This window comes from Micromonospora sp. KC723, assembly GCF_004348595.1.
Lineage (GTDB): Bacteria > Actinomycetota > Actinomycetes > Mycobacteriales > Micromonosporaceae > Micromonospora.
Window position 1 is genome coordinate 1 of sequence record NZ_SMKD01000069.1, and the last position, 11,775, is coordinate 11,775.

At 73.4% G+C, this 11,775-nt stretch carries 10 protein-coding genes; 8 read left to right on the forward strand and 2 right to left on the reverse strand.

What is annotated here, in order from left to right; translation table 11 throughout:
• On the reverse strand, window positions 1-988 hold a 988-nt coding region (locus tag E1165_RS16680; protein WP_132392485.1), incomplete at its 3' end, for a glutathione S-transferase family protein.
• Window positions 989-1,321: 333 nt separating this feature from the next.
• Here E1165_RS16680 and E1165_RS16685 point away from each other — a divergent pair.
• From E1165_RS16685 to E1165_RS16720, 8 genes are all read left to right on the forward strand, one after another.
• Entirely contained in the window at window positions 1,322-1,903 is a 582-nt protein-coding gene (locus tag E1165_RS16685; RefSeq protein WP_371687356.1) for an NADH-quinone oxidoreductase subunit I, read from the forward strand.
• Entirely contained in the window at window positions 1,903-2,493 is a 591-nt protein-coding gene (locus E1165_RS16690; protein ID WP_243704819.1) for an NADH-quinone oxidoreductase subunit J, read from the forward strand. Before E1165_RS16685 ends, E1165_RS16690 begins: the two co-directional genes overlap by 1 nt.
• Entirely contained in the window at window positions 2,490-2,912 is a 423-nt protein-coding gene (gene nuoK / locus E1165_RS16695; protein ID WP_243704820.1) for an NADH-quinone oxidoreductase subunit NuoK, read from the forward strand. Before E1165_RS16690 ends, nuoK begins: the two co-directional genes overlap by 4 nt.
• The gene (locus E1165_RS16700) at window positions 2,909-4,840 is read left to right on the forward strand and encodes an NADH-quinone oxidoreductase subunit L (RefSeq protein ID WP_132392489.1); all 1,932 of its coding nucleotides are present in this window, start codon (window positions 2,909-2,911) and stop codon (window positions 4,838-4,840) included. The genes nuoK and E1165_RS16700 overlap by 4 nt, the downstream gene beginning before the upstream one ends.
• A 175-nt stretch (window positions 4,841-5,015) precedes the next feature.
• Window positions 5,016-6,518, forward strand: coding sequence for a NuoM family protein (locus E1165_RS16705; RefSeq protein ID WP_132392491.1), 1,503 nt, complete (start codon window positions 5,016-5,018; stop codon window positions 6,516-6,518).
• 58 nt (window positions 6,519-6,576) lie between these two features.
• Window positions 6,577-8,046 carry an NADH-quinone oxidoreductase subunit N gene (locus tag E1165_RS16710; protein ID WP_132392493.1) on the forward strand — a complete coding sequence of 490 codons (1,470 nt, stop codon included), beginning with the start codon at window positions 6,577-6,579 and terminating at the stop codon, window positions 8,044-8,046.
• A gap of 154 nt (window positions 8,047-8,200) precedes the next feature.
• Complete coding sequence (gene htpX / locus E1165_RS16715) at window positions 8,201-9,079, forward strand: zinc metalloprotease HtpX (protein ID WP_132392495.1); 879 nt, start codon at window positions 8,201-8,203, stop codon at window positions 9,077-9,079.
• A 154-nt stretch (window positions 9,080-9,233) separates the two neighbouring features.
• On the forward strand, window positions 9,234-10,496 hold the full coding sequence (locus E1165_RS16720) for an MFS transporter (protein ID WP_132392497.1): 1,263 nt from the start codon (window positions 9,234-9,236) through the stop codon (window positions 10,494-10,496).
• A 271-nt stretch (window positions 10,497-10,767) separates the two neighbouring features.
• Here E1165_RS16720 and E1165_RS16725 read toward each other — a convergent pair whose 3' ends face one another.
• The gene (locus tag E1165_RS16725; protein WP_243704821.1) at window positions 10,768-11,715 is read right to left on the reverse strand and encodes a site-specific integrase; all 948 of its coding nucleotides are present in this window, start codon (window positions 11,713-11,715) and stop codon (window positions 10,768-10,770) included.
• Between the last annotated feature and the right edge of the window lie 60 nt (window positions 11,716-11,775).

Sequence of the window (11,775 nt, forward strand, 5' to 3'; positions counted from 1 at the left end):
GGGGCGGCGGGGTGCCGTCGCCGAAGGGCCGGCCGCCCAACTCCTCCCGACCGTGCGGGGTGAGCCAGTTCGACAGGTCTGGGCCGACCGGCACCACGCCGGTCGGGTTGATGTCCCGGTGTACCTCGTAGTAGTGCCGCTTGATGTGGTCGAAGTCGACGGTGTCCCCGAAGCCGGGGGTGGCGAACAGGTCCCGCGCGTACGCCCACAGCACCGGCATCTCGGACAACTTCTGCCTGTTGCACTTGAAGTGGCCGTGGTAGACCGGGTCGAAGCGGACCAGGGTGGTGAACAGCCGTACGTCCGCCTCGGTGACCGTGTCGCCGACCAGGTACCGCTGCCCGGACAACCGCTCGGTCAACCAGTCGAGCCGGTCGAAGAGCCGGTGGTACGCCTGCTCGTACGCGTCCTGGGAGCCGGCGAAGCCGCACCGGTAGACGCCGTTGTTGACGTCGGCGAACACCACGGCGTTGACCTCGTCGATCTCGTCGCGCAGGTGCTCGGGGTAGAGCTGCGGCGCCCCCTCGCGGTGGTAGGCCGTCCACTCCGTCGACAGGTCCAGGCTCATCTGCGCGTAGTCGTTGGTGACCACCTGCCCGGTCGGCACGTCCACCAGCGCCGGCACGGTGATTCCCCGCTCGTAGCCGGGGAACCGCGCGAAGTACGCCTCCTGGAGGCGCGCGATGCCCAGCACCGGGTCGCGCCCGTCCGGGTCCAGGTCGAAGGTCCAGCTCCGGGCGTCGTGGGTCGGCCCGGCCACCGCCATCGAGATGACGTCCTCCAACCCGAGCAACCGCCGGACGATCATCATCCGGTTGGCCCAGGGGCAGGCGCGGCTGACCGCCAGCCGGTACCGGCCGGGCTCCACCGGCCAGCCGTCCCGCCCGTCCGCGGTGATCCGGGTGGCGATGTAGCGCTGGTCCCGGGTGAACTCGCCACCCGACTCCACGTACGTCCCACCGGTGGTTCCGCCCGTCGTTGCGCCCACGTCGCCCCCTTCACGTTTCGACCGCACTGCTGCGACCCATCTTGGCGGACGGTGCGCCAGTCGGCTCGGCGAGCGCGTCGGATCCCGTCCCCTGGTCGCCGGGCGAGCCCCGCTCAGCGGCCGGCGGGGAGTGAGGTCGGCGGGGGCAGGTCTCGTCGTGCAGGCGGTCGAGGTCGTGGGTCGTCCACTCACCCCGGCGGCGGAAACTCGTCGTGCGCACCGGCGGTCATCGCCGGTCCTTCCCGGTGTGTGGTTCTCCCCGGGCTCACGACAACGCCGGGAAGGGCCGGGTGGTGGTCGCGCGCGCCGGGGCCACAGGGCAGGATGAGCGGCATGAGCGAGCGCAGCGGTCTTCCCGGCACGGGGCTGGTGAAGGGCCTGGCGGTCACCCTGAAGACGATGACCAGCCGGTCGACCACCCAGCAGTACCCGGACGTCGCCCCCGAGTTGCCACCCCGATCCCGGGGCGTGATCGCGCTGCTGGCGGAGAACTGCACGGTCTGCATGCTCTGCGCCCGGGAGTGCCCGGACTGGTGCATCTACATCGACTCCCACAAGGAGGAGGTGGCGGTGCCCGGGGCCGCCCGCCCCCGACAGCGCAACGTGCTCGACAAGTTCGACATCGACTTCTCGCTCTGCATGTACTGCGGCATCTGCGTCGAGGTCTGTCCGTTCGACGCGCTCTACTGGTCGCCGGAGTTCGAGTACGCCGAGTACGACATCAAGGACCTGCTGCACGACAAGGACCACCTCGGCCAGTGGATGGGCACCGTGCCGCCGCCACCCGCGCACGACCGCAACGGCGAGCCGGCCAAGGAGGAGGCCACCGCCGCGCGCAAGGCCGCGGCCCCCACCAGCCCTTCCACCGGGGTACGCCCCGAGCCGGGCCCCGCCGTCGACCCGGGTACGACCTGATGACCGGGGCGGACGTGCTGCTGCTCGCCCTCGGCGCGGTGGCGGTCGGGGCGGGGGTGCTCGTGGTCGCGACGAAGCACCTGGTCCGGGCCGGTCTCTACCTGGTGGTCTGTCTGGGCGCGCTGGCCGGCGACTACCTGGTGCTCACCGCCGAGCTGGTGGCCTGGGTGCAGGTGCTGATCTACGTCGGCGCGGTGGTGGTGCTGCTGCTGTTCGCGGTGATGCTGACCCGCGCCCCGATCGGCGCCTCCGACGACCTGGACCGTCCCGGCTGGCCCGCCGCCCTGATCGGCGGAGGTGCCGGGCTGGGGCTGGCTGTGCTGCTGGTGGACGCGTTCCGCTGGTCCCGGGTGGAGCTGCCCACCGCCGGCACCGCCGAACGCCTCGGCGAGCAGGTGTTCCGCTCCTGGGTGCTGCCGTTCGAGGTGCTGTCGGTGTTGCTGCTGGCCGCCCTGGTGGGGGCGATCGTGCTCTCCCGTCCCGAGATCGGCCGCCGCCCCGCCGCCCCGCCCGGCGGTCCGGACCGGGACGCCGTGACGCCGGCCGGCCGGGTCGCGGGCGGCGCCGCCGACGAGGGCGGTCGCGGGTGAGGCCGGTCATCCCGTACCTCACCGCCGCGTTCCTGTTCGGCCTCGGCGTGTACGGCGTGCTGCGCCGGCGCAACGCCGTGCTGGTGCTGATGGCCGTCGAGTTGATGCTCAACGCGGTCAACCTGGTGCTGGTCACCGCCGACACCACCGCGCGGGCCGGGTTGCCGCACGGCGGTCAGGTCTTCGCGCTGTTCGTGATCGTGCTGGCCGCCGCCGAGATCGGCGTCGGGTTGGCCATCGTGCTCCAGCTCTACCGGATGCGGGCCAGTGTGGTGGTCGACGAGGTGCCGCTCGCCGAGCCGCCGACGCCGGTCGTCGCCACCGGGCCGGGTGCCCGGGCGGCGGCGCACGGTGGCGCCGGTGCGGACGGTCCGGGTACGGACGCCGGGGCCGCCGACCGGACGGGGGGGAAACGGTGACCGGGCTGCTGGGGGTCGCACTGCCGACCGTACCGCTGGTCGCGGGCCTGGTCGGGTTGCTGCTGCCACCGTCGCCGAAGGGCGCGACCACCGGGGAGGACCGGGCCCGGCGGGCGGCGATCGGCCTGGGCGTGGCGGGCGCGGCCGGCGCACTGGTGGTCGCGCTGGCCCTGCTGGTCCGGGTCGGCGACCCGGTGGAGACCTCGACCACCTGGATCGACCTGGGCGGCCTGCGGGTCACCCTGGGTGTCCGGGTGGACGGCGTGGCCGCGCTGGTGGCGGTGGCGGTGGCGGCGGTCGCCCTGGCTGTGCAGGTGTACTCGACCGCCTACCTGCGGCGCGGCCCGCACGACGACGTCGAGGTGGACCACCGCTACCCGCCGTACGCCGCGCAGATCAGCCTCTTCACCGCCGCGATGCTGCTGGTGGTGGTCGCCGGCGACCTGATCCTGCTGCTGGTCGGCTGGGAGGTGATGGGCCTCTGCTCCTACCTGCTCATCGCGCACGACCGGCGGCTGCCCGAGGCGCCGGCCGCCGCGATGAAGGCGTTCCTGGTCACCCGGGTGGGTGACGTCGGGTTCCTGCTCGGCATCGCGCTGCTCGGCGTCTCGGCCGGCAGTTTCCGGATCGCCGACGTGCTCGCCCACGACCACGCCACCGGTGCGCTCACCGTCGCCTGCCTGCTGCTGCTCGCCGGGGTGGCCGGCAAGAGCGCCCAGTTCCCGCTGCACACCTGGCTGCCCGACGCGATGGCCGGCCCCACCCCCATCTCCGCGCTGATCCACGCGGCCACCATGGTCGCCGCCGGCGTGTACGCGGTGACCCGGCTCTTCCCGCTGTTCGAGGCGGCCCCGGCGGCGCTGGCCGTGCTCGGCGTGCTGGGCTCGACGACGCTGCTGCTGGGCGCGCTCGCGGCCACCGCGCAGGACGACCTCAAGCGGGTGCTCGCCTGGTCGACGGTCTCCCAGATCGGGTACATGACCGGAGCCCTCGCCGTCGGCGCGCCCGCAGCCGCGCTGTTCCACCTGCTCACCCACGCCGCCTTCAAGGCGCTGCTCTTCCTCTCCGCCGGCGCGGTGATCCACGCCGTGGGCACCACCCTGATGTCTCGGATGGGCGGGCTGCGCCGGGACATGCCCGTCACCTTCTGGTGCACGGCGGTCGGGCTCGGCGCGCTGGCCGGGGTGCCGCCACTGTCCGGTTTCTGGAGCAAGGACGGCGTGCTGGCGGTGGCGCAGGCCGCCGCGCTGGACGGCGTCGGGCCCGCCCCGGCCTGGGTGGGCTGGCTGGTCTGGCTGGCCGGGCTGCTCGGTGTGGTGGTCACCGCCTGGTACGCCACCCGGCTGCTGCTGCGTACCTTCCTCGGCGAGCGCCGGCTGCCGCTGCTGCACCCGCACGACCCGCCGGCCGCGATGCGCTGGCCGGTGCTGCTGCTGGGCGTCCCGGCGGCACTGCTGGGGTTGGTCGGGTTCGTCCGGCCCTTCGCCGATCGGCTGCTCCTCCCGGCCGCGCCGGTGTGGCCGCAAGGGGAGACGCCGCTCGTGCACGTCGGGCCGGAGTTGCTGCTTCCGGCCGTGCTGCTGCTGTTCGGGGCCGCGCTGGCCTGGGCCGGCTGGCGGCGAAAGCCCGCCGCCGACCCGGCGGACGTACTGGGTCCGCTGCGGCCGGTGTTCGCCCGTGCGTTCCGGCTCGACGACGTCCAGCACGCCCTGGTCGTACGACCGGTGACCGCGCTGGCCCGGGTGGCGCGTACCGGTGACGAGGCCGGGGTGGACGGTCTGGTGGAGGCCAGCGGGCGCGCGGCGCGCGGCCTCGGTGGCGTACTGGCCGCGCTGCACCGGGCGGCGCTGCCCCGCGCGCTGGGCGCGGTGCTCGCCGGAGCCCTGCTGGTCGGGCTCGCGGCTGTCCTGGTCGGAGGGTCACCGTGAGCGCGAGGAGTGAGCCGGGTGTGCGAGCCCCGCGGTCGCGAACTGAGGTGACGCGGGTGAGCGCGAGGAGTGAGCCGGGTGTGCGAGCCCCGCGGTCGCGAACTGAGGTGACGCGGGTGAGCGCGAGGAGTGAGCCGGGTGTGCGAGCCCCGCGGTCGCGAGTGCAGGTGGTGACGTGAGTTCCGGAGATTTCCTGCTGGTCGCGGTCCTGGCGGTGCCGGCGGTCGGGGCGGTGCTGGTGGCGGCGACACCCCGGGATCGGGCGGCCCGGCTGGTCGGTACGGCGGTCGCCGGGTTGACCCTGGTCGCCGCGGTGCTGCTGGTGTGGGGCGACCACGGCTGGTTCGGCTACGGCCCGGCACCGGCGGTACAGCCCTGGCACGAGCTCGACCTGCCCTGGGTGCCGGGCCTCGACCTGCGTTTCCACCTCGGGGTGGACGGTCTCTCCTGGCCCCTGGTGGCGCTGACCGCGCTGCTGACCCTGCTCTGCTGCGGCTACACGGTCTGGCGGGTGCCGGCGGGCGGCACCGGTCGGGCGCTGGTGGCGTTGCTGTTGGTGGTCGAGGTCGGCATCCTCGGCACGTTCCTCGCCCTGGACCTGGTGCTGTTCTTCGTCTTCTTCGAGGTCGTGCTGCTCCCGATGTACGCGATCATCGCCGGTTGGGGTGGCGACGACCGGCGGCGGGCGGCCCGCAAGTTCGCCCTCTACACCCTCCTCGGTTCGGTGCTGCTGCTCGTCGGCGTCTCCGTGGTGGTCGCCGACGCCGGCACCGCCGACGTGGTCGCCCTCACCGGTGGCACGGGCCTGTCCCGGGGCACCCAACTGGCCGCGTTCACCCTGCTGGCGGTCGCCTTCGCGGTGAAGAGCCCGCTCTGGCCGCTGCATTCGTGGCTGCCCGACGCGCACACCCAGGCTCCCACCGTGGGCAGTGTCATCCTCGCCGGCGTACTGCTCAAGATGGGCACGTACGGCCTGGTCCGGATGGCGGTCGGGGTGGCCCCGGAGGGGGCCCGTTGGGCCGCTCCGGCGCTCGGCGTGCTGGCCGTCGCCGCGATCATCGTCGGTTCGCTGGTCTGTCTCGCCCAGGACGACCTGAAGCGGCTCATCGCGTACTCCAGCGTCGGACACATGGGTTTCGTGCTGCTCGGGGTCGCCACGCTGACCGCCACCGGCATCCAGGCCGCGCTGATCGGCAACATCGCGCACGGCGTGATCACCGGCCTGCTCTTCTTCCTCGCCGGGGCGGTCAAGGACCGCACCGGCACCGGCGCGTTGGCGGAGCTGTCCGGGCTGCGGGAGACCGCGCCCCGGCTCGCGGGACTGCTCGGCTTCGCGGCGGTCGCCTCGCTGGGCCTGCCCGGGCTGGCGGGCTTCTGGGGTGAGGCGTTCGCCGTCGTCGCCGCCGTCCGGCGGGGCGGTGGGTTGTGGACCACGCTGGCTGTCCTGGCGGCGGTCGGCGGCGCGCTCACCGCGGCGTACTTCCTGCGGCTGCTGCGGCAGGTCACCCACGGGCGGCCCACCCCGGCGGTGGCCCGGGTCGCCCCCGGTCTGGCCGGTGCGGAGTTGGCCGCCTGGACGCCGCTGGTGCTGCTGGCGCTGGCGGTGGGGCTGGTTCCGGCACTGGTGCTCGGCTTTGCCGCCGGCCCGGTGGACGCCCTGGTCGGGGTGCTTCGGTGAGCGCGAGGAGGCCGGTCCCGGGCGGTGGCCCGGTGGAGGTACGGCGGAAGTGGGCGGCATGAGTCTGGTGCAGAGCGTCGACAACGTGGCGCTGTTGCCGGCGTACCTGGCGGCCGGCACCGCCGTCCTGGTGCTCCTGGCCGACCTGTTGCTGGGCCGGGCGGGCGCGACCGTGGCGGTGGCCGCCGCGGGCGCCGTGGCCACCGTGGCCGGCGCGGTGGTGGTGGGCGCGGGGGAGACCCGGCGGACCTTCTGCGTCGGGGCCGACTGCTCCTGGGTGTTCGACGGGCGCGCGGCCCTGGTCGCCGCCGTCTTCGCGCTGCTCACCCTCGGGGTGCTCGGGCTTTCCGGGCCGCTGCTGGGCGCCGGCCCGACCCCGGTGGGGGAGTACTGCTTCCTGCTCGCCTGCTCGATGACCGGCGGCGTGGTGCTCGGCGCGGCCGGCGACCTGATCACCCTGGTCGTCGCGGTGGAGACCCTCACCCTTCCGCTGTACGTCCTGGTCGGGCTGCGCCGGGGCAGCCTCGCCAGCGCCGAGGCGGCGGTCACCTTCTTCGTGGTCAGCGTGGTGGCGACCACGCTGACCCTGCTCGGCGCGGCGCTGCTGTACGCGGTCACCGGTGGGCTGCACCTCGACCGGCTCGGCGCGCTGCTCGGCGCCGCCGGCGACCTGCCGTTGACCACCGCAGCGGTCACGCTGGTGGTGGTCGGGCTCGCCTTCAAGGTGGCGGCCGTGCCGTTCCACGCCTGGGCCCCGGCCACCTACGACGGCGCGCCGCTGCCGGTGGCGGCGTACCTCTCCACCGCCTCGAAGCTCGGCGGGGTGGTCGCCCTGCTCGCCGTGGTGCAGCGGGCGTTGCCGGCCGACGTCACCGGCCCGGTGCTCGCCGGGCTGGCCGTGCTCACCATGACCGTCGGTAACCTGGTGGCGTTGCGCCAGCGGCGTACCGTTCGGCTGCTGGCGTGGTCGTCGGTGGCCCAGGCCGGCTACATCCTGGCGCCGCTGGGCGCGCTGGCGTTGGCCGCCGGTCGCACCGGGGAGGCCCGCGCCACCGCCTACGCGGCGGTGGTCGCGTACGCGGTCTTCTTCGTGGCGCTGGAGTTGGTCGCGTTCGCGGCGCTGGTGGCGCTGCGCCCGGCGGGCGCGGACGGCGGCACCGTCGACGACCTGCGCGGCGCTGCCCGCCGGTACCCGTGGGCCGGCGCGGCGTTCGCGCTGGCGTTGACCGGTCTGGCCGGGCTGCCGCCGGGACTGGCCGGCCTGTTCGCCAAGGTGACGGTGGTCCGTTCGTTGCTGGCCGGTGGTGCGGGTTGGCTGGCCCTGGTGGTGGCGGTCAACGCGGTGGTCGGTCTCGCCTACTACCTGCGCCTCACCGCCACCCTCTACGCCGTGGACGCCTCCGCCGGCCCGGCGGTTCGGGACGGCCGACCGGCCTGGGCGGTGAGCGCGGCGTTGGCGGGCGCGACCGTTGTGGCCCTGGTGCTCGGTTTCGCTCCCCAGTTGGTCCTGGCCCTCGCCGCCGGTTGACCGATCGGACGTCCCTGTCCGGTATCGGGGTGCGTTCAGCGGGCGCACAGGATGCTCCAGGCAACTCCCAGTCATGAGCCGGATGGTTGCGGGGTACCGGTGACGTTGTACGGGTCGGCGGGTCCCGTGCGGCCCGCGCACCGAAGGAGTGACCGTGCATCACAACCGTCTGAAGACCGCCGCGCTGCTCGGCCTGCTCACCGCGCTGATCCTGGCGGTGGGCTACTGGTTCGGCGGCAGTGGCGGCCTGGTCGTCGCCGTCGTCGCCTCGCTGCTGATGAACGGCATCACCTACTTCTACTCCGACAAGCTCGCGCTGCGGTCGATGCGGGCGCAACCGGTCAGCGAGGCGGAATTCCCCGAGCTGTACCGGATGGTCCGGGAGTTGGCCACCGAGGCACGGCAGCCGATGCCCCGGCTGTACGTCAGCCCGACCTCGCAACCCAACGCGTTCGCCACCGGGCGCAACCCGCAGAACGCGGCGGTCTGCGTGACCCAGGGGATCACCGAGATCCTGGACTACCGCGAGCTGCGGGGCGTGATCGGCCACGAGCTGTCGCACGTCTACAACCGGGACATCCTGATCTCCAGTGTGGCGGCGGGTCTGGCCGGCATCATCACCATGCTGGCCAACATCGCCTGGTTCATCCCGTTGGGCGGTGGCGACGACGAGGACGCCCCGAACCCGGCGGTGCTGCTGCTCACGCTGATCCTCGGACCGATCGCGGCCACCGTGATCCAGTTGGCGATCAGCCGGAGCCGTGAGTTCCAGGCCGACGCCTCCGGGGCGCAGCTCACCCGGGACCCGCTGGCCCTGGCCAGCGCGCTCCGGAAGATCCACATGGGTACGCAGGCGCGTCCGTTGCCCGCACAGGGCCAGCTGACGAGCACCGCCCACCTGATGATCGACAACCCGTTCAAGCGGGGCGGCGGTGTCGCGGCGCTCTTCTCCACCCACCCCCGGATGGAGGAGCGGGTGGCCCGGCTGGAGCAGATGGCCGTCAGCGGCGGGCCGGTACGGTTCCAGCGCTGACGCCCGTACGATCCGAGCCGCCCGGGACCGGTCCGCCGGTCCCGGGCGGACTGCGTCGCGGCCATGGCCACGCCTGCCATAACCGCTTTCCGCCGGCGGTGCCCGACCTTAGGGTCGGGAAGGCAACCACCCGTTACATCCTCGGAGGTCGACCGTGGTCGCACTGCGCCAGTACCTGGGAGTCTGGCGGATTCCCGGCGCCCCGGTGCTGCTGCTCCTCGGTCTCCTGGGGCGGCTCGGGGTCGGTATGACGTCGCTGGCGCTGCTGCTGGTGGTGGAACAGGTGACGGGGCGATACTCGTTGGCTGCTGTCGCCAGCGGCATCTACGCCCTCTCCGGTGCCGCGCTCAGCCCGGTCGCCGGGCGGATCGCCGACCGGCTCGGCCCGACCCCGGTCCTGCTGGCCACCGCCGTCGCCCATCCGCTCGCCCTGTCCGGGCTCCTGTGGGCCAGTCGCGGCGACACGGCCAACCTGGCCCTGATCTACCTCGTCTCCGGTCTGGCCGGCGCCACCTACCCGCCGTTGACCGCAGCCCTCCGGGGAGCCTGGAACGACCTCACCGGTCCCGACTCCGGCCGGTACCACCTGCGCAACACGGCCCTCGCCGCGGAGACCACGCTCTTCGAGATCGTCTTTGTGCTCGGTCCACTGTTGGTGGCCGGTTTCGTGCTCGTCGCCGACGCCGCTGCCGCGCTCGTCGGCGCCGCCGTGGTCACCCTGGTCGGCACCACGGCGGTGGCGCTCGGGCGGGTCATGCGCGGCTGGCGGCCGCACCCGCGCGAGCACCACGCCAGGGGGCTCGGCCCGCTTCGGGTGGGCGGCTTCCCCGCCCTGCTGGTCTGTGTCGCCAGCCTCGGTATCGCGTTCGGGGCGGCCGGCGTGATCGTGCCGGCCTTCGCGGGCGACCGGTCCACCGGCGGCGACCCGGAGAGTCTCGCGGGCCTGCTGCTGGCCGTCTGGGGAGTCGGCAGCGCCCTCGGCGGCCTCTGGTTCGGCCTACGTACGCCGTCGACCACCATGACCCGGCAGTTCGCCTGGCTGCTCGGCGCGGTCGCCAGCAGCTTCGCGGTCTTCGCGGTGATGCCCACCCCGCTCGCCCTCGGCGTCGCCCTGGTAGTCGGCGGAGCGACCATCGCGCCCGCGCTCACCCTGGAGAACACCCTGGTCGGGCGGATCGCCCCGCCGAGCATGCTGAACGAGGCGTACACCTGGGTCGTCACCATGTCGATCGCGGCGAGCGCTGCGGGCGGCGCGGTCGCCGGGCTGATCGTCGACCACGGCAGCGGAGTGACCTGGGCATTCCTGTTCGCAGGGGCGGCGGTCGCCGTCGGGGCCGGGGTCGCCGCGCTGCCGGCCGGGCCGATCGCCCGCGCGGAGTCCACCGCCGTACGCGTCGAGCAGCCGGCCCCCGTCTGACAGGGCGGCCGGAGAGGTGTGTGGGGCGGGGCAGCGGGTAGCCCAGCAGTCATGTTCGTCTTCTTCTCGAACCGGATCGGCTGTCTCGGTTCGATCCTGGTGAGCGCGATCCTGACCGTGGTGCTGCTGTTGATCTTCTCGCGCTGAGCAGGCACCGCCGGTGCGCCTGCCGGGAGGCTCCGCGAAGTTCCCGGCAGGCCGTGATTCACCGGTAGTTGGTGAACTGGAGAGATACCGCCCACCAGCAGCCAAAACACAGCCATGATCGCCGCTAGGCCGTCGCCAGGCCGTCCGAGGATGACCCGAGCACCTTGTCCACGGCCCGACGGGTGCGGTCCTCGCTGGTCGGCATCAGGTGGGTGTAGGTACGCAGCGTGAAGCCCGGGTCGGCATGGCCCAGGTACTCCGACAGCGCCTTGACGCTCTCCCCGGCGTCGAGCAGGACCGAGGCGTAGAAATGCCGCAGGGCGTGCATGCCGGTGGCCCGGGACGGCTGGATGCCGGCGGATGCCAGGGCGGGGTGCCAGTAGTCCCGGTTGAGCGTGTGGCGATCCATGGCGACGTTCGTCCGGCCGTGAACGACCAGGTTGACGGTCACCGGAGGGCCGCCCGGCATCTCCCACGGCAGCGTGACCGGCACCGGCGGGAACTCCTCCAGGTGTCGGGTGAGGGCAGCGCCCACCGACCTGGGCAACGGGATGTCGCGCGTCTTACGGCCCTTGGGCAGCGCGTAGACGAGCCGGCTACCCACGATCTTCAACTGCCGGACCACGTGCAGGGTGCCCCTCAGGAAGTCGACGTCGTCCACGGCCAGGGCCAGAACCTCACCCTGACGGAGCCCGCAGCCCGCGCCCAGGTCGACGGCGACCCGGTAGCGCGCCGGCAGGCCGGCGCGGATGGCGAGCACTTGTTCCCGGGACCAGGGCACCACCTTGCGGGGCGGCACCTTCGGCGGCCGGACCGTCTTCGCGTGGCACGGGTTGCGGGGAATGCGGCCGTCGTCGACCGCCGCGTTGAGGATCGTGGCGACGTTGCTGTAGGCGACGACCCGGTAGGTGACGGCCAAGCCGAGCTGTTGCAGCGAGCGGTCCAGCTCCCGCAGGTGGGCCGGCAGGATCGTCGCCAGTGCCCGACCACCGAGGTAGGGAAGATGTGCCGGCGTAGCCGCCGCTCCGTTACCTCGCGGGTCGACTCGTCGAAGGTCTGTGCTGCCAACCACTGCTCGGCGTACTGGCGGAAGGTCAGCTTGCCGGCGGTCGGGTCGATGTAGGTGCCCCGC

Coding starts and splice junctions, on each gene's coding strand:
- E1165_RS16685 (WP_371687356.1), top strand. CDS start 1,322: ATGAGCGAGCGCAGCGGTCTTCCCGGCACGGGGCTGGTGAAGGGCCTG.
- E1165_RS16690 (WP_243704819.1), top strand. CDS start 1,903: ATGACCGGGGCGGACGTGCTGCTGCTCGCCCTCGGCGCGGTGGCGGTC.
- E1165_RS16710 (WP_132392493.1), top strand. CDS start 6,577: ATGAGTCTGGTGCAGAGCGTCGACAACGTGGCGCTGTTGCCGGCGTAC.